Raw genomic sequence first — 15,473 nt, 5'->3', positions numbered from 1 at the left:
ACCCAGCGTGCCGGCGGCGGGAAGGTTCAGGACCTGCCGCGGCGCATTCACGCCACCCGGACGCGCTCGTGCGAGGAGGGGATGCTGAGCAGTTCGCGGTACTTGGCCACGGTGCGCCGGGCCACGGGCACGCCGGTGGCCTTCAGCATCTCGGCCAGGCGCGCGTCGGACAGCGGCTTGCGCGGGTTCTCGGCTTCGACCAGGCGCTTGATCATTTCCTGGATGGCGATGCTCGATGCCTCGCCGCCGCCCTCGGTGCCGATGCCGGAGGCGAAGAAGGCGCGCAGCGGGATCGTCCCGCGCGGCGTGCGCACGTACTTGCGCGAGATCGAGCGGGAAATCGTCGATTCGTGCAGGCCCACTTCGGCCGCGACCTCGCGCAGCGTCAGCGGCCGCAGGGCCTGGGGGCCGAACTCGAGGAACCCGGATTGTTCGCGGACCAGGCACTGCACCACCTTGAGCAGGGTTTCGCCGCGCTGGGCCAGGTTCTTCAGCAGCCAGCGCGCTTCCTGCAGGCGGCCGCGCAGGTAGCCGGCATCGCTGCTGCCGGCGTGCTGGATCATCTGCTCGTAGCCGCGATGGATGGTCAGCCGCGGTTGCCGCTCGTTGGCCAGCGTGACCCGCCACATGCCCTGCTGGCGGGTGATCACGCAGTCGGGCGTGACGTAGGTGTTGGCCGGCAGGTCGCCGATCTGTGCACCGGGGCGCGGATCGAGCGAACGCAGCAGTGCCAGCGCCTGCTCCGCCCGCTCCAGTTCGCAGCACAGCTCGGCGGCCACGCCCTCGATGCCGATCCTGGGCAGGCGGTCGATGTGGTCGGTGGCGATGCGCCGCGCCAGCGTTCGCCCGGGGGTGTCGTCGGGCAGGTTGTCGAGCTGCAGCACCAGGCATTCGCCGAGGTCGCGCGCGCCGACGCCCACCGGGTCGAGGCGCTGCACATGGCGCAGCACGGCCAGGATTTCATCGGGCGTGCACTGGATCTCCGGCAACAGCGATTGCGCGATCGCGTCCAGCGATTCGCGCAGGTAGCCGTCGTCGTCGATCGCGTCGATCAGCATCAGGCCGATGCGCAGGTCGCGCACGGACAACTGGCCCAGGTTCAGTTGCCACGCCAGATGGTCGTGCAGCGAATCGGTCTGCACCATGCGATCGACCGGGTCGCCGTCGTCGTCGCCTTGCCAGCCGCGCGATTCCTGCCACGCCTCGCCGGACTGGCCCCAGTCGTCATCGCGGAATTCGGCGTCCTTCGCTTCGCCGTCGCCCACGGCTTCGGCGGCCGGCGCATCGGCGCTGTCGTCGCCGACGCGCAGCGGCTCGGATTCGTCCCAGTCGAGCAGCGGGTTGCTCTCGACCGCGGCGTTGATCTCGGCCTCGAGTTCCAGCGCCGAGAGCTGCAACAGGTGCAGCGCCTGGCGCAGTTGCGGCGTCAGGACGAGGTGTTGTCCCAGCGATGTCTGGAGGCGTGGTTTCATCTTCCCCTGCAGGCGCTTCCTGCGACCGTTGGCGACGGCGCGCGGCTACAGGCGGAAGGAATCCCCCAGGTAGACGCGACGCACGTCCGGATTGGCCAGCAGCGCGTCCGGAGCCCCCTGCGCGAGCACGCCGCCTTCGCTGAGGATATACGCCCGGTCGCAAATGCCCAAGGTCTCGCGGACGTTGTGGTCGGTGATCAGCACGCCGATGCCGCGGTTCTTGAGGTGGCGGACGATGCGCTGGATCTCGCCGACGGAGATCGGGTCGACGCCTGCGAAGGGTTCGTCGAGCAGCATCAGCCGCGGGTTGGCGGCCAGCGCGCGCGCGATTTCGACCCGGCGCCGCTCGCCACCGGACAGGCTCGCGCCGATCTGCTCGGCGACGTGGCCGACTTGCAACTCGTCCATCAGGCTGGCCAGCTCGCGCTCGCGGGCGTTGCGGTCGAGGTCGTCGCGCAGTTCCAGCACCAGCCGGATGTTGTCGGCGACGCTGAGCTTGCGGAACACCGATGGTTCCTGCGGCAGGTAGCCGACGCCGAGGCGCGCGCGGGTGTACATCGGCTCGGCGGTGATGTCGCGGCCGTCGAGCACGATTTCGCCCTCGTCGGCCGGCACCAGGCCGACGATCATGTAGAAGCAGGTGGTCTTGCCGGCGCCGTTGGGGCCGAGCAGGCCCACGACCTCTCCGGCGTCGAGCGTCAGCCCGAAGTCGCGCACGACCTCGCGCGAGCGGTAGCGCTTGCGCAGTCCCTTGGCGACGAGCACTAGTTGTCGTCCTGTTTCGGCGGCTCGGCCTGCGGCTCGGTCTTCGAGTCCTGGGCAGGGGCCTTGTTCTTCGGTTCGAAGGTCATGTTGACGCGGCCACCGGTGCCGGCGGCCGCGCCGCTCTGCACCTGGCCGGTGGCCATGTTGTAGACGATGCGCTCGCCGGAGATGCTGCCCCGGCCGGGCTGCTGCACCACGGCCTTGCCACTGAACACCACGGTGTCCCGGTTCTGGTCGTAGTCGATCTGCGCGGCAGTGGCGTTCATCCAGCCGCCGTCGTCCATCTGCTGCTTCATCTTCACCGGCGCGCCGGTGAGCTTGATGACCTGCTGGTTGCCGCCGCGGCGGATGTCGGCCTTCGACGACTGGATGTCGAGCGTGCCCTGCACGATGTGCACGTTGCCGCGCAGGATGCAGGGCCCGGATTCATTGACCGAGCAGTCGCTGCTGTCGGAGCTGACATTCATCCGCTGGTTGCGGTCGGAGGATTTCGCCCAAGCGCTGCCCACGCACAGGCACAGCAGCGCGACGAGGATCGTCGGAAAACTAGTGGCGCGTGGGTTCATAGCTCATGCTGACCTTGGAAAGGAGTTCGATGCGATTGGTGGCCAGGTCGGCCCGCATTCCAGTGCCCCGCATTGTAGAGGCGGGGCTGGTGACGGTCACCAGAACGGGCGAGGATGCCTTGTTCGTGTCCGGGAACACGTTCAGTTGCTCGGTCTTCATCACGCTTGGGCGCGAATCGCCGGGGGGGCTGTTGGCCTCCACCTTCCCGCGTAGCCGGATCTCGCTGTTGTCGGCGGCCACCCAGCCGGTCTTCGAGCGGACCTCCCAGCGCTTGCCTTCCTTGTCCGGGATCAGGAACAGCGGCGTGGCGATCGACAGGGTCCTGTCGTCGGGGTTGCGTGCCAGTTCCGGCGCGCGCAGGAGGAAGGCCTCCTTGCCCTGCTTGTCGAGCGCGACCAGTTCGAAGTCGTGCAGCACGTAGTCGGGACGCGCGTTGGGGGCGGTTGCCACCGGTTCGGGCGCGCGCTGGCGCCACACCGCCCAGCCGGTCATAAGGGCGGCGACCAGCAGGACGAGGGTGAGCACGCCGCGCCAGCTCATGGCGCGTCCACCGCGGCCAGCAGCGTATCCACGTGGCCCTGCGCCGAGAGCAGCAGGTCGCACAGTTCGCGCGCCGCGCCTTCGCCGCCGCGCGCGGCGGTGCACCAGTGCGCGCGCTCGCGCGTCCAGGCGTGCGCGCTGGCCGGAGCCACGGCCAGGCCGACGGCACGCATGATCCGGATGTCGGGCAGGTCGTCGCCCATGAAGGCCACCTGTGCCAGGCCGATGCCCAGTTCGGCCGCCAGCCCTTCGACGCAGGCGAACTTGTCGCCGACGCCGACGTGCGAGCGCACCCCCAGGTCGCGTGCCCGGTGGGCGGCCGCGGCGCTGTTGCGTGCGGTGACGAAGGCGACTTCGATCCCCGACTTGCGCAGCAGCGACAGGCCCTGGCCGTCGACCACGCTGAAGGCCTTGGACTCGCGGCCGTCGGCATCGAACCACAGCCGCCCGTCGGTCAGCGTGCCATCGACGTCGAAGCACGCCAGGCGGATCTTCGCTGCGCGTTCGAGGAGGTCGGCGGGGACAGCTTGGTTCGGCATTCGGTTTTCCAGGCAATGGATGCGCGTGCTGCGGTGGCCGGGGGAGCGGGCCGGGAACCCGTGCGTGCCGGATCCGAATCGCCAATCCCGGTTTTTAAACCACCCGGGCGCGCAACAGGTCGTGAATATTGAGTGCACCCACCACGCGGCGCTCGTCGTCGAGCACCACCAGCATGGTGATCTTGCGGTCTTCCATCAGCCGCGCAGCCTCGCTTGCCAGCGCATTGGCGCCGATCGCCACCGGTGCGCGCGTCATCACGTCGGCGATGCGCGCGGCGTGGACGTCGATCGAGGGATCGGCGAGCGTGCGGCGCAGGTCGCCGTCGGTGTAGAGGCCGAGCAGGCGGCCGTCGCCGTCGGCGATCGCGGTCATGCCCAGGCGCTTGCGGCTCATTTCCATCAGCGCATCGGCCAGCGAGGCGTCTGCGGCAACGACGGGCACTTCGTCGCCGGCGTGCATCACGTCGCGGATGTGCAGCAGCAGGCGCCGGCCCAGCGCGCCGGCGGGATGCGAGCGGGCGAAGTCGTCGGCGGTGAAACCGCGCGCTTCCAGCAGCGCCACCGCCAGCGCATCGCCCATCGCCATCGATGCGGTGGTGCTGGACGTCGGCGCCAGGTGCAGCGGGCAGGCTTCGGCCGGCACGCTCACGTCCAGGTGCACGTCGGCCTCGCGCGCCAGCGTCGACTGCGTGCGCCCGGTCATCGCCACCAGCGGGTTGCCCTGGCGCTTGAGTACCGGCAGCAGCATCAGGATCTCGTCGGATTCGCCCGAGTACGACAGCGCCAGCACCACGTCGGCGTCGGTGATCATGCCCAGGTCGCCGTGGCCGGCCTCGCCGGGATGCACGTAGAACGCCGGGGTGCCGGTGGAGGCGAACGTGGCGGCGATCTTGCGCGCCACGTGCCCGGACTTGCCCATGCCGATGCAGACCACGCGGCCGCGGCCGGCGAGCAGGAGGCGGCAGGCGCGGGAGAAGTCACCGTTGATCCGTTCGCTGACGGCTTCCAGCCCGCGGGCCTCGGTTTCGAGGACGCGGCGGCCGCTGGCGGCCAGCGTTGCATCGTCGATGGGCGGTGTTGCGAGGGGTGCCGTGTGATCGGCCATATCGAAGCCGGGGCCTTTCCGTTAGGCTAATCGGTTCATTTTATGCGCTTCGCGGCCCAAAAGCCCGCTTGGCCTGCCGCGGGCCGCCTCCTGCTCATGCAGGCTTCACGAGGATTCCAGGCTTGGACACGAACACCATCCGCAAGTTGATCGAACAGGGCCTGCCCGGCGCGCGTGTCGCGGTGCAGGGCGATGACGGCGTGCACTTCGAGGCGCTGGTCGTCTCCGACGCGTTCCGCGGCAAGCTGCCGCTGGCGCGGCACCGGCTGGTCTACGCCACGCTCGGCGATCTCATGGGCGGCGAAATCCACGCCCTGGCGCTGCGCACGTTGACCCCGGAAGAGCACGGCGCGCAGTAGCGCCGGCCTCACGGGGCCGGTGACGCCGTCGCCCGGCCCGTATCGACATACACTTTCCACTCCCGCTGCCGCGCATGTCCCCGAGGCTGGCGCGGCCCGTCCACCCAGCCAGCAGGCCCCGAATGCAGAAGATCATCGTCAGCGGCGGCATTGCGCTCAACGGCGAGGTAGCCGTGTCGGGCGCCAAGAACGCCGTCCTGCCGATCCTGTGCGCCACCTTGCTGGCCGACGAGCCGGTCTCGATCGGCAACGTGCCGGACCTGCACGACGTCAAGACCACGCTGCGCCTGCTGGCCGAACTCGGCGCCGGCATCATCGTCCAGGACGGCGCCGATCTGCAGATCGACCCGCGCACCGTGCGCAGCCACGTCGCCCCGTACGAACTGGTCAAGACCATGCGCGCTTCGGTACTCGTGCTCGGCCCACTGCTGGCGAAGCACGGCGCGGCTGAAGTCTCGCTGCCCGGCGGCTGCGCGATCGGCTCGCGGCCGGTCGACCTGCATATCAGGGCGCTGGAGGCGCTCGGCGCGCAGATCACCCTCGAACACGGCTTCATCAAGGCCAGCGCCGCGCGGCTGCGCGGCGGCAAGGTGGTGTTCGACATCGTCAGCGTCGGCGCGACCGAGAACGTGCTGATGGCCGCGACCCTCGCCGACGGCACCACGGTGATCGACAACGCCGCAAAGGAGCCGGAGATCGTCGACCTGGCCGACTGCCTGGTGGCGATGGGCGCTGACATCGAAGGCGCCGGAACCGACCGCATCGTGGTGCGTGGCGTCGAACGGCTGCACGGCGGCAGCCACCGCGTCGTCGCTGACCGCATCGAAACCGGCACCTTCCTGGTGGCCGCGGCGATGACCGGCGGTTGCGTCACGGCGACCCATGCCCGTCCCGGAACGCTCGACACGGTGCTCGACAAGCTGGTCGAGGCCGGTGCAGACGTCGGCACCCGCGACGACAGCATCACCGTCGACATGCGCGGGCGCAGGCCGAAGGCGGTCGACCTCGTTACCGCGCCGCACCCCGGTTTCCCCACCGACATGCAGGCGCAGTTCATGGCGATGAATTGCATCGCCGAAGGCGTCGGCACCATCGACGAGACGATCTTCGAGAATCGCTTCATGCACGTGCAGGAGCTGGTGCGCCTGGGCGCCGAGATCCACGTCGAAGGCAACCGCGCCACCGTGACCGGCGTGCAGGCGCTCAGTGGCGCCCCGGTGATGGCGACCGACCTGCGCGCCTCTGCGTCGCTGATCCTCGCCGGCCTGGTCGCCGAGGGCGAGACCACCATCGACCGCATCTACCACCTCGACCGCGGCTACGAGAACATCGAGCGCAAGCTGTCGGGACTGGGTGCGAAGATCCGCCGCGTCGGCTGAGCATGTATCGCACCGGCCGCCAATCGGGCATTCCCCTGCGGCGCAAGCTGCTGTTCGGTGCGCTGGCGCTGCTGGTCCTGTACTCGGGATATGCGTGGCATGCCGGCCTCGCGTTCACCGCGGGCATCGAAACGCAGGCCATGGACTGGAATGGCGATGGCAGCGTCTCGACGCAGGAAGCGCTGCAGTCCTGGTATGCGGTGACCGTGCGCAGCACCCGTGAGGGCAAGCGCGAGTGCCACAGTTTCTACTGGCGTGGACAGGAGGATGGCCAGCCGATCCGGGTGGACTGCCGGACGACGTTCTCCGGGCAGGACGACTGACACACGACCCCGCGCACTGGATTGCCAGCGGTAGTCGCCTCGCTCTGCCTCTGCTGTTGTTTTGGCTTTGGTCTTCTACACAAATGAATCCACGCCGCATCTCCGCAGACCCGGAGGTTACGTATTGCGGCCCAGTTCCTGGCCAAGCGGCGCGCCGCCCAGCCAGGGAACGCGCCTACTGCACCGACTGGATCCGCAGGTCGATCTCGTCCTTGCCATCCTTGCGCTGCAGGATGCGCGCCGGTACCGGCAGGCCCTCGACGACCCAGGCGACGGTTTCCTTGTTGCCGCTCGCGTGGGAGACCTTGGTCGCAGGGCGCGACTTGCCGCCGACGGTGACGGTGTCCTTGCCGACGATCTTGTAGGTCAGCTTCTTGACCCGTCCGTCCTCGACCATCCGGTACGAGAGCGGCTTGCCCGCGGGGACGTCGCGGGCGAGTTCGAGGTTGAGCAGCAGCGCGTCGACATCGCCGGCCTGCAGTTTCACCGGGCCGGCGCGTTCGGCCTTGACGTCGCCGCTCCACGTGGCCACGCCTTTGTCCCAGTCGTAGGTCGCCTGCTTGTCGGTCTTCTTGATCAGCAGCAGCGACGAGTCGGTGCCCGACAGCGGCCGCCACTTGCCGTCGCGGTCCTCGAACACCGTGCTCTGGTCGAGCTTGATGCCGCCGCTGCCGATGCTGAGGGTGTACTTCCACCGGTTGTCGCCCTGCGGCTCGAGGGTCATCCTGCCCTTGCCCTGCAGGCCCATGTAGCTGGCCTGGTAGTCGGCGGTGAACGGTTCGACCGCCAGGGCCGGCGCGCTGGCCAGGAGCAGCAGTGCGGCGGCCGACAGGACGGACTTCTTGTTCGTGCGGAGGATCTTCATCATTGGATTCCCTGGTATTCGATCAGGCGCAGGTCGATGCCATCCCGGCCGTCTTCCCGCTGCAGCATGCGCACCGGCGTCGGCACGCCGTTGACGACCCAGAAGATGGTCTCATCGTTGCCGCCGTTGACGCGTGAAACCCGCATGGCGTTGTAGCTCAGTTCGCCGACCTTGATCGTTTCGGTGTCGTCGGCGACCTGGTAGATGTGGTCGCGGACGCGGCCGCCGTCGACGAACCGGTACTGCAGGCGTGCGCCGGGGCGCGCGTCGCGGATCACGGCGAGGTTGATCAGCAGGCCGCTCATGTCGCCATCGCGCAGCGCGACCGGCTTGCTGCGCTCGTCCTTGATGCTGCCCTGCCAGCGGGCGCTGTGGGCATTCCAGTCGTAGACGCCGTTGATTTTCTTGCCCATGAACAGGCCCTTGCGGATCGTGCTCTGGGTCAGTGGACGGAACTGGCCGTCGATATCGTCGAACACGGTGCTTTGCTGGATGTTGAGCCCGAGGATGCCGGCGAAGCCGCGGTTGCCCTTGATGCCCAGGTCCACGCGCCACTGCGCGCCGCCGTTGTGCACGACCTGCATGGTGGCGTTGCCGGCGAGGTCACCCTTGTTGTACGCCTCGTAGGTGGCGACGAAAGGTTCGAGCACGGCGGGCTGCACGTCCTCCACCGGCGCAGGCTGCGGCACGGCGGCATCCTGCGCGTGCGCGGACTGCCACGCGAACAGGGCGAGCAGGGCAAGGGAGAAAAGTGGCTTCATCGGGCGGCCATCATGCAAAGCGCTGGTTGGCTGCCAGCTGAAGCGGCGCGCGCATCGCCCCGTCGATATGAACACCGTCTTCAGCCAGGGCGATGCGGCCGGCGGCGAACCAGCGCACGGTCTCCACCAGCAGCGGGTGCTCGCGTTCGAGCACGCGCGCGGCGAGCGTGTCGGCGTCGTCTCCCGCGTGCACCGGCACGCGCGCCTGCGCGATCACGGGGCCACCGTCGAGGTCCGGGGTGACGAAATGGATGCTGGCGCCGTGCTCGCCAGCGGCCGCATCCAGCGCCTGCTGGTGGGTGTGCAGACCCTTGAACGCCGGCAGCAGGGAGGGATGGATGTTGATGACCCGGCCGCGGCGGGCGTCGACGACCGCGCCGTCGATCAGGCGCATGTAGCCGGCGCAGACGATCAGGTCAGGCCGGACCTCGTCCACGGCCGCGAACAGGGCGGCGTCGAAGTCGGCGCGGCTGGCGAACGCTTTCGGGCTCAGCGCCCCCGCGGGGATCCCGGCGTCGCGCGCGCGCTGCAGGGCCACGGCCGCGGGCTTGTCGGAAAACACGCCCACGATCCGGGCCGGGAGGCTGCCGTCGGCAATCGCATCGAGCAGCGCCTGCAGGTTGCTGCCGCGCCCGGAAGCGAGCACGGCGATGCGATAGGGAGGCCGGGAATCGGGAGTCGGGAGGCGGGAGTCGCGGGGCCAGTCAGCCGATGCGGACACGTTCACCACCACGGTTGGCCGCGACGACCTGGCCGATACGACGGTGCGGCAAAGCCAGGCGCCCGAGGTCGCTTTCGACCGCGGCCACCGCCGAGGCGGGGACGACCAGCACGAAGCCGATGCCGCAGTTGAAGGTGCGCCACATTTCCTCGTTCGCCACCGCGCCTTCGCGCTGCAGCCAGTCGAACACCGGCGGCAGCACGATGGCCGATGCCTCGATGTCGAGGCCCAGGCCGTCGGGGACGACGCGGATGATGTTCTCGGTCAGGCCGCCGCCAGTAATGTGGGCCATGGCGTGGATCGAGGCGCCGTTGTCGCCGCGCAGTAGTTCAAGGATGGGTTTGACGTACAGCGTGGTCGGCGCCATCAGCGCGTCCTCGAGGCGGACGCCGCCAAGGTCGAGGTCGCCGGGCCGGCCGGCGCGGTCGAAGATGCGCCGGACCAGCGAATAGCCGTTCGAATGCGGGCCGCTGGAGGCGATGCCGAGCAGCACGTCGCCGGCACGCACGTTCGAGCCGTCCAGCAGCTGCGACTTTTCCACCGCGCCGACGGTGAAGCCGGCCAGGTCGTATTCGCCGGGCGCATACATGTCCGGCATCTCCGCGGTTTCGCCGCCGATCAGCGCGCACCCGGCCAGTTCGCAGCCCTTCGCGATGCCGCCGACCACGGCCACGGTGGTGTCGACGTCGAGCTTGCCGGTGGCGAAGTAGTCGAGGAAGAACAGCGGTTCGGCGCCCTGCACCAGCACGTCGTTGACGCACATGCCGACCAGGTCGATGCCGATGGTGTCGTGGCGGCCGAGCTGCTGGGCGAGCTTGAGCTTGGTGCCGACGCCGTCGGTGCCGGAGACCAGGACCGGTTCGCGGTACTTGCCCGACAGGTCGAACAGCGCGCCGAACCCGCCCAGCCCGCCCATCACCTCGGGGCGGAAGCTGCGCCGGACCAGCGGCTTGATGCGTTCGACGACCTGGTTGCCGGCATCGATGTCGACGCCGGCGTCGCGGTAGGTCATCGGGGCGGGTGCGGAGGGGTTCGGGCCGGTCACGATGACTCGCTGGGCTAGGGAAAGCGTCGATTTTAGCAGCCGGGGGCAGGCCAAACCGCGCCTGATCGGCGGCTGGGGCGTTCAGCTGCGGCCCGTTTCGTCGGGGCGGCGTGGATCGGACGGTCCGAAATCGGAAGGACGCCTTTGTGGCACCATTTCCACTGGCGTGCAGGCAGGAAGGAACGATGCAGGGATCAATCCGCAACCAGTGGGCGTGGGCGACGGGGCTGTTGCTGGCCACGATGCTGGTCGCCACCGGTGCCCAGGCGCAGCGCGTCGAGGGTGACCGCGCCGTCGCGCAGGGGCTTTATGCCGCCGAAGTACCGGTCAACAGCCAGAACGAGACCGAGCGCAACGCCGGTTTCGCGCGCGCGCTTGCCGAGGTGCTGGCGAAGCTGTCGGGCGACCGCGCAGCGGCGTCCAGGCCGGGCGTCGGCAGGGAGCTGCGCCGCGCGAAGGATTACGTGGACGGCTACGACTACCGCCAGGACGAAGGCGTGTCGGCCAGCGGGGCGCCCAGCTTCACGACCAAGCTGGTGGTGCGCTTCCGCGAAGACGATGTCGAAGGCCTCGCGGCCGCGCTGGGGCTGCCGGTCTGGCCGGCACCGCGACCCAAGCCGGTGCTGTGGCTGGCGATCGACGACGGTTCCGGCCCGCGCCTGGTGGCGCTGGCGCAGAACAACGTCGCCCGCTCGGTGCTGCAGCGGGCCAAGCAGCGTGGCTACAGTCTCGGCCTGCCGTCCGGCAGCGCCGCCGAGCAGGCCGCCGTGGGCGCGATCTGGCGCGGCGACGCCGCGGCGGTCGCGCGGCTGTCGTCGCGCTACAGCCCGCCGATGCAGCTGATCGGCAAGCTCTACCGCAACAAGGGGGGCTGGACCGCCGACTGGATCTTCGTCGACAACGGCCGCGTGCTGTCGAGGTGGAGCGGCAGCGAAGGCGATGCGCGCCGGGCGATGGCCACGGGCGCCGATGGCGCTGCCGACGCGCTGACCAAGCGTTACGCCAAGCACAGCCCGGCCGGTCCGGCGGGCAAGTATCGCGTCACCTTCACCGGGATCGACGACGGCGCCGACTACGTGCGCCTGTCCGCGCTGCTCCAGGGCATGTCGGTCGTGCGCGGCATGACGCCGCTGCGGGCGACGCCGGAAGGATTGGAGGTCGACCTCGAGCTGCTGACCGGGCTGCCGGGCTTCCGCCGCATGGTGGACGACAAGGTGCTGGTGGAAGTCGGCGCCACCGGTGAAGAACCCACGCCGGGCGAAGTGGTCGCCCCCGCTGTCTTCCGCCTGCTCTGAGACCGCCGCCGATGGACGATACCGCCGCGGGCGACATCGCCCGCTTCCTCAAGCGCCTGCAGTGGGCGCTGGTTGCGCTGGCCGCGGGCTGGCTGGTGTGGCTGCTGGGGCCGATCCTGACGCCGTTCGTGGTTGCCGCGCTGCTGGGCTGGCTGGGCGACCCGCTGGTCGACCGCCTGGAACGCGCCGGACGTTCGCGCAATACCGCCGTGATCCTGGTGTTCGCGCTGATGGCGCTGCTGCTGGCGCTGGCGCTGCTGATCCTGGTGCCGACGCTGCAGCGCCAGATCGTCATCCTGGTCGAGTCGTTGCCGCGCTACCGCGACTGGTTCGCCGACACCGCGATCCCGTGGCTGGAACAGCGCACGCGCCTGCAGCTGTCGACGTGGCTGGACCCGGAATACCTGATCGAGCAGCTGCGGGTGCACTGGGAGCGCGCCGGCGGCATCGCCACCACCGCGCTGGGCTACCTGTCGCGCTCGGGCTTCGCGGTGTTCGCGATGATCGCCAACGTCGTGCTGATTCCGGTACTGACGTTCTTCTTCCTGCGCGACTGGGACGTGTTCGTCGAACGCGCCGCGTCGCTGGTGCCGCGCGACCATCTCGGCACCGTGTCGCAGCTGGCGAAGGAATCCAGCGAAATGCTCGGCGGCTTCCTGCGCGGGCAGTTCACGGTGATGCTGATCCTCGGCGCGATGTACGGCATCGGCCTGTGGGCGATCGGCCTCGACCTGGGCCTGCTGATCGGCATCGTCGCCGGCTTGCTGACGTTCGTGCCTTACCTGGGGCCGACCAGCGGCGTGGTGTTCGGCGTGGTCGCCGCGCTGGTGCAGCACGGCGACTGGAAACACGTGGCCGGGGTGCTGGCGGTGTTCGGCGTCGGCCAGGTGATCGAGAGCTACTGGCTGACACCGAAGCTGGTCGGCGACCGGATCGGCCTGCACCCGGTGGCGGTGATCTTCGCCGTGCTTGCCGGTGGCCAGCTGTTCGGCTTCCTCGGCATGCTGCTGGCGTTGCCGGTGGCGGCGGTGGCCAACGTGCTGCTGCGCTACGCGCACGCGCGCTACACCCACAGCCGGCTGTATGCGGGGCAGTCCCCGGCGATCGTCGTCCCGGCCGAGCGGATCAGTGACGGGGGCATCATCGTTCCCGGCAATGGCGGCGAAGACGACGAAGGCGAAGACAAGGCGTGAGCCGGCCCGGCGCCCGGACGGCCGGGCAGCTGCCGCTGGCGCTGCGCTACCCACCCGACCAGCGTTTCGACGGCTTCGTCGCCGCGCCGACCGGCGCGCTGGCGCAGATCGAGGCGCTGGCTACGGGCAAGGCTCCCGACTGGCTTTACCTGGTCGGTGCGCCCGCTTCCGGCAAGACCCATCTCGCGCTGTCCGCCTGTGCCGCGGCCGAGTCGGCCGGGCGCCGCAGCGCATACCTGCCGCTCGCGGCCGCGGTGGGACGGATGCGCGAGGCGCTCGACGCGCTGCACGACAATCCTTTCATCGCGCTTGATGGGCTCGACCTTATCGCCGGCAGGAGCGAAGACGAAGTCGCGCTGTTCGACTTCCACAATCGCGCGCGTGATGCCGGCATCGCCGTGCTCTACACCGCGTGCGTCGCACCCGACGCCCTGCCACTGGTGCTGCCCGACCTGCGTTCGCGGCTGTCGCATTGCACGCGCATCGCGCTGTTGCCGCTCGACGACGACGGCCGTCGCGACGTACTGCGGCTGCGTGCGCGCCGGCGCGGCCTGGCGATCGACGAAGCCGCGATCGACTGGCTGCTGCGCCGCGTCGATCGCGACCTGTCGAGCCTGGCCAAGCTGCTCGACCAGCTCGACCGCGCTTCGCTCGCCGAGCAGCGGCGGATCACGGTGCCGTTCCTGCGCCAAGTGCTGGGTGGCGAACCGGGGCAGGGATCGCAATAGCGCCGCGGCCGTGGTCGCGGCGCCTCGCTCCGGCATGCGCGCGCGGGAGAGACGGTAGGCCGCGATGTTGTCAGGAAACCAGCACGCCGGCGCAGTAGATGACCGATCAAGGTTCGGGCGTTGTCTCGGGCGCGGGCGCGGTTTCATCCTGTGCCGGCGCCACGTTCTCGAGTTCGCCGACATTGACCTGCCCGCGTTCCGGCGAACCCCATTCGGCATCCTGGGATGCGAAGTATTCCTGCGGATTCCAGAATTCGGGCTTGTAGTACTCCTCCGGCGACATCGTGATCCCGGTGCCGGCCAGAGGGCCGGTCATCGGCGTGATCTTCAGGCCGCCGCTGACGAATCCCATGTGGCTGCCGGTGGTCTCGCGCTTGGCGCGCTGCATGAGCTTCGCCAGCCGCGGCTTGGCCACGTCGTCGCCATATTCGGCGAGCAACTGCTGCCCGCGCTCGATGGCGTTGCGCTGCTGCCCGGCGTCGAGCAGTCCCCAGTAGCGCTCGCGCTTGATCACGAAGTTGGGATACATGCGCTCGGCGGCCAGGTCCATCCACGCATAACCGAGTTCGCGGTCCTGCGGCACGCCCAGTCCCTTCCAGTACATCTCGGCGATCATCGCCTGCGAGGGCTTGTCGGCGTAGCGCGCGGCGCGCGTGAACTGGTCCATCGCCAGGTCGTATTCCTTGCGGTTGTAGGAGTACGAACCCTCGCGCCGCCAGCGGATGTCGGGATGCGCCGACAGGAATCCGGAAGTGAGCATTTCCGGCGGAATGCCGGGCTCGCCGATGTAGTTGCCGTACACGGCACGCTCGGGCGGCGGTTGCGCGGTCAGCACGCGTGCGTTGGACGATACCTGCGCCGTGGCCGCGAACGACAGGCATAGCAGAAATGCAGAGACGAATCCGGTTGTCGCGCAACGGCGCGGGGCTCCGGAAATGGCGAGTCGGACGCAGGGATCGTCGCGTCGGCGACCGGAAGGGCCGCGTCCAATGCCGCGGATTTCATTGTCCATTCTTGATTCCTCCTTGGTGGCCATCGGCCGACGGGGGCGCCGATTGGTCCGTTGCACGCTGCGAGGTGCCCCAGTATTTCTTGTCGTAATACTCCGGCCCGGTCATGGAAGTGCCGGTAGCATCGCGAGCGCCGTTGGTCGCGGTGACTTCCAGTGCACCGGCGTAGCCGAGCCGGCTGCCGGTCGCCTGGTGACGGGCCATGCGGATGCTCCGTTGCAACCTCGGGGCGGCCTTTGCATCGCCGTACTCGGCCTGCAACTCCTGCAAGCGGCGCCCTGCCTCCGCGCGCTGCATCGCATCGAGTTGCCGCCAGTAACGATCGCGAAGCTGGACGTAGGTGCCGTCCCCGCGTTCGGCCGCGATCGCCATCCATGCGAATGCCAGTGCGGGGTCGCGCGCAGCGCCGGAGCCGTCGTTGTGCATGCGTGCGAGGATCGATTGCGCCTGCTTGTCGCCATAACGGGCCGCACGCCGGAAGCGCAGGTAGGCCTCTTCATGGCGACCCTCGGACCGAGCCTGCTCGCCCGCCAGGCGCCAGCGAATGTCGGGACGCACGACGAGCAGGCCCTCGGTTTGCGTGGCCAGTTCATCGCTGGTCGAATTGCGCAGCACCATCCGGCCTTTCACCGGGGTTTCCGGCGCGGCGAAGGACGCCGTCGGCTTCCGCCCCGTCGTGTCCTGGGCGGCCGCCTGGGCCGTCCACGGCAGCGTTGCGAGGACGATCAGGACAGCTGGCATCTTCTTCATGCGTGTGCTCCTTGCAATGATTCAGTGTGCCGTGCGGCATGCAGTGCTTGCAGGGC

The 15,473-nt window shown here is 69.2% G+C and carries 18 protein-coding genes; 6 read left to right on the top strand and 12 right to left on the bottom strand.

Features of this window, described 5'->3' with window-relative positions:
* Nucleotides 1-47 precede the first annotated feature (47 nt).
* From ACTJIL_RS09330 to ACTJIL_RS09305, 6 genes are all read right to left on the bottom strand, one after another.
* Nucleotides 48-1,472 (bottom strand): RNA polymerase factor sigma-54, encoded by a 1,425-nt coding sequence (locus ACTJIL_RS09330; protein ID WP_440755239.1) that lies wholly within the window; start codon nt 1,470-1,472, stop codon nt 48-50.
* A gap of 45 nt (nt 1,473-1,517) precedes the next feature.
* Complete coding sequence (gene lptB, locus ACTJIL_RS09325) at nt 1,518-2,237, bottom strand: LPS export ABC transporter ATP-binding protein (protein ID WP_440755238.1); 720 nt, start codon at nt 2,235-2,237, stop codon at nt 1,518-1,520.
* A complete protein-coding gene (lptA, locus tag ACTJIL_RS09320; RefSeq protein ID WP_440755237.1) occupies nt 2,237-2,803 on the bottom strand; it encodes a lipopolysaccharide transport periplasmic protein LptA in 567 nt (188 codons plus the stop codon). Before lptA ends, lptB begins: the two co-directional genes overlap by 1 nt.
* Nucleotides 2,784-3,344, bottom strand: coding sequence for an LPS export ABC transporter periplasmic protein LptC (lptC, locus tag ACTJIL_RS09315; RefSeq protein ID WP_440755236.1), 561 nt, complete (start codon nt 3,342-3,344; stop codon nt 2,784-2,786). The genes lptA and lptC overlap by 20 nt, the downstream gene beginning before the upstream one ends.
* On the bottom strand, nt 3,341-3,883 hold the full coding sequence (locus ACTJIL_RS09310) for a KdsC family phosphatase (protein WP_440755235.1): 543 nt from the start codon (nt 3,881-3,883) through the stop codon (nt 3,341-3,343). The genes lptC and ACTJIL_RS09310 overlap by 4 nt, the downstream gene beginning before the upstream one ends.
* Before the next feature lie 94 nt (nt 3,884-3,977).
* Nucleotides 3,978-4,988: a KpsF/GutQ family sugar-phosphate isomerase gene (locus tag ACTJIL_RS09305; protein ID WP_440755234.1), complete on the bottom strand. Its 1,011-nt coding sequence runs from the start codon at nt 4,986-4,988 to the stop codon at nt 3,978-3,980.
* 122 nt (nt 4,989-5,110) lie between these two features.
* Here ACTJIL_RS09305 and ACTJIL_RS09300 point away from each other — a divergent pair, with 122 nt between their 5' ends.
* The 3 genes from ACTJIL_RS09300 to ACTJIL_RS09290 all read left to right on the top strand — a co-directional run bounded on the left by ACTJIL_RS09300 (nt 5,111) and on the right by ACTJIL_RS09290 (nt 7,049).
* Nucleotides 5,111-5,347 (top strand): BolA family protein, encoded by a 237-nt coding sequence (locus ACTJIL_RS09300; RefSeq protein WP_440755233.1) that lies wholly within the window; start codon nt 5,111-5,113, stop codon nt 5,345-5,347.
* 122 nt (nt 5,348-5,469) lie between these two features.
* The gene (gene murA, locus ACTJIL_RS09295; RefSeq protein WP_440755232.1) at nt 5,470-6,726 is read left to right on the top strand and encodes a UDP-N-acetylglucosamine 1-carboxyvinyltransferase; all 1,257 of its coding nucleotides are present in this window, start codon (nt 5,470-5,472) and stop codon (nt 6,724-6,726) included.
* A 2-nt stretch (nt 6,727-6,728) separates the two neighbouring features.
* On the top strand, nt 6,729-7,049 hold the full coding sequence (locus ACTJIL_RS09290) for an EF-hand domain-containing protein (protein ID WP_440755231.1): 321 nt from the start codon (nt 6,729-6,731) through the stop codon (nt 7,047-7,049).
* A gap of 175 nt (nt 7,050-7,224) precedes the next feature.
* Here ACTJIL_RS09290 and ACTJIL_RS09285 read toward each other — a convergent pair whose 3' ends face one another.
* From ACTJIL_RS09285 to purM, 4 genes are read right to left on the bottom strand one after another with little or no spacing between them, the layout of a single operon-like run.
* The gene (locus tag ACTJIL_RS09285) at nt 7,225-7,914 is read right to left on the bottom strand and encodes a DUF3108 domain-containing protein (RefSeq protein WP_440755230.1); all 690 of its coding nucleotides are present in this window, start codon (nt 7,912-7,914) and stop codon (nt 7,225-7,227) included.
* On the bottom strand, nt 7,914-8,675 hold the full coding sequence (locus tag ACTJIL_RS09280; RefSeq protein ID WP_440755229.1) for a DUF3108 domain-containing protein: 762 nt from the start codon (nt 8,673-8,675) through the stop codon (nt 7,914-7,916). Before ACTJIL_RS09280 ends, ACTJIL_RS09285 begins: the two co-directional genes overlap by 1 nt.
* A 10-nt stretch (nt 8,676-8,685) precedes the next feature.
* Nucleotides 8,686-9,327: a phosphoribosylglycinamide formyltransferase gene (gene purN, locus ACTJIL_RS09275; RefSeq protein WP_440755895.1), complete on the bottom strand. Its 642-nt coding sequence runs from the start codon at nt 9,325-9,327 to the stop codon at nt 8,686-8,688.
* Between the two features lie 52 nt (nt 9,328-9,379).
* On the bottom strand, nt 9,380-10,408 hold the full coding sequence (gene purM, locus ACTJIL_RS09270) for a phosphoribosylformylglycinamidine cyclo-ligase (protein WP_440755228.1): 1,029 nt from the start codon (nt 10,406-10,408) through the stop codon (nt 9,380-9,382).
* A gap of 218 nt (nt 10,409-10,626) precedes the next feature.
* On the opposite strand from purM, the gene ACTJIL_RS09265 reads away from it, so the two are divergent.
* Genes ACTJIL_RS09265 through hda form a run of 3 tightly spaced genes read left to right on the top strand, consistent with a single transcriptional unit; the run spans nt 10,627 to nt 13,657 of the window.
* The gene (locus ACTJIL_RS09265) at nt 10,627-11,736 is read left to right on the top strand and encodes a DUF2066 domain-containing protein (protein WP_440755227.1); all 1,110 of its coding nucleotides are present in this window, start codon (nt 10,627-10,629) and stop codon (nt 11,734-11,736) included.
* 11 nt (nt 11,737-11,747) lie between these two features.
* Nucleotides 11,748-12,929 (top strand): AI-2E family transporter, encoded by a 1,182-nt coding sequence (locus tag ACTJIL_RS09260; protein ID WP_440755226.1) that lies wholly within the window; start codon nt 11,748-11,750, stop codon nt 12,927-12,929.
* Nucleotides 12,926-13,657: a DnaA regulatory inactivator Hda gene (gene hda, locus ACTJIL_RS09255; protein ID WP_440755225.1), complete on the top strand. Its 732-nt coding sequence runs from the start codon at nt 12,926-12,928 to the stop codon at nt 13,655-13,657. Before ACTJIL_RS09260 ends, hda begins: the two co-directional genes overlap by 4 nt.
* A gap of 106 nt (nt 13,658-13,763) precedes the next feature.
* Here hda and ACTJIL_RS09250 read toward each other — a convergent pair whose 3' ends face one another.
* Together ACTJIL_RS09250 and ACTJIL_RS09245 are read right to left on the bottom strand one after the other, a co-directional pair.
* Complete coding sequence (locus ACTJIL_RS09250) at nt 13,764-14,492, bottom strand: sel1 repeat family protein (RefSeq protein WP_440755224.1); 729 nt, start codon at nt 14,490-14,492, stop codon at nt 13,764-13,766.
* A gap of 166 nt (nt 14,493-14,658) precedes the next feature.
* The gene (locus ACTJIL_RS09245; RefSeq protein ID WP_440755223.1) at nt 14,659-15,417 is read right to left on the bottom strand and encodes a hypothetical protein; all 759 of its coding nucleotides are present in this window, start codon (nt 15,415-15,417) and stop codon (nt 14,659-14,661) included.
* Between the last annotated feature and the right edge of the window lie 56 nt (nt 15,418-15,473).

The organism is Luteimonas sp. 22616, from assembly GCF_052044325.1.
Classification (GTDB): Bacteria; Pseudomonadota; Gammaproteobacteria; order Xanthomonadales; family Xanthomonadaceae; genus Luteimonas.
Note: the sequence above shows the minus strand (reverse complement) of the source record. Positions and strands in the feature narration are given on the sequence as shown.

Bases quoted from the DNA above. Each gene is read 5' to 3' on its own strand.
- ACTJIL_RS09285 (WP_440755230.1), bottom strand. From the start codon at position 7,914: ATGAAGATCCTCCGCACGAACAAGAAGTCCGTCCTGTCGGCCGCCGCA.
- lptA (WP_440755237.1), bottom strand. From the start codon at position 2,803: ATGAACCCACGCGCCACTAGTTTTCCGACGATCCTCGTCGCGCTGCTG.
- ACTJIL_RS09280 (WP_440755229.1), bottom strand. From the start codon at position 8,675: ATGAAGCCACTTTTCTCCCTTGCCCTGCTCGCCCTGTTCGCGTGGCAG.
- ACTJIL_RS09260 (WP_440755226.1), top strand. From the start codon at position 11,748: ATGGACGATACCGCCGCGGGCGACATCGCCCGCTTCCTCAAGCGCCTG.
- ACTJIL_RS09245 (WP_440755223.1), bottom strand. From the start codon at position 15,417: ATGAAGAAGATGCCAGCTGTCCTGATCGTCCTCGCAACGCTGCCGTGG.
- ACTJIL_RS09305 (WP_440755234.1), bottom strand. From the start codon at position 4,988: ATGGCCGATCACACGGCACCCCTCGCAACACCGCCCATCGACGATGCA.
- ACTJIL_RS09330 (WP_440755239.1), bottom strand. From the start codon at position 1,472: ATGAAACCACGCCTCCAGACATCGCTGGGACAACACCTCGTCCTGACG.
- murA (WP_440755232.1), top strand. From the start codon at position 5,470: ATGCAGAAGATCATCGTCAGCGGCGGCATTGCGCTCAACGGCGAGGTA.
- ACTJIL_RS09290 (WP_440755231.1), top strand. From the start codon at position 6,729: ATGTATCGCACCGGCCGCCAATCGGGCATTCCCCTGCGGCGCAAGCTG.
- purM (WP_440755228.1), bottom strand. From the start codon at position 10,408: ATGACCTACCGCGACGCCGGCGTCGACATCGATGCCGGCAACCAGGTC.
- ACTJIL_RS09265 (WP_440755227.1), top strand. From the start codon at position 10,627: ATGCAGGGATCAATCCGCAACCAGTGGGCGTGGGCGACGGGGCTGTTG.
- ACTJIL_RS09310 (WP_440755235.1), bottom strand. From the start codon at position 3,883: ATGCCGAACCAAGCTGTCCCCGCCGACCTCCTCGAACGCGCAGCGAAG.
- lptC (WP_440755236.1), bottom strand. From the start codon at position 3,344: ATGAGCTGGCGCGGCGTGCTCACCCTCGTCCTGCTGGTCGCCGCCCTT.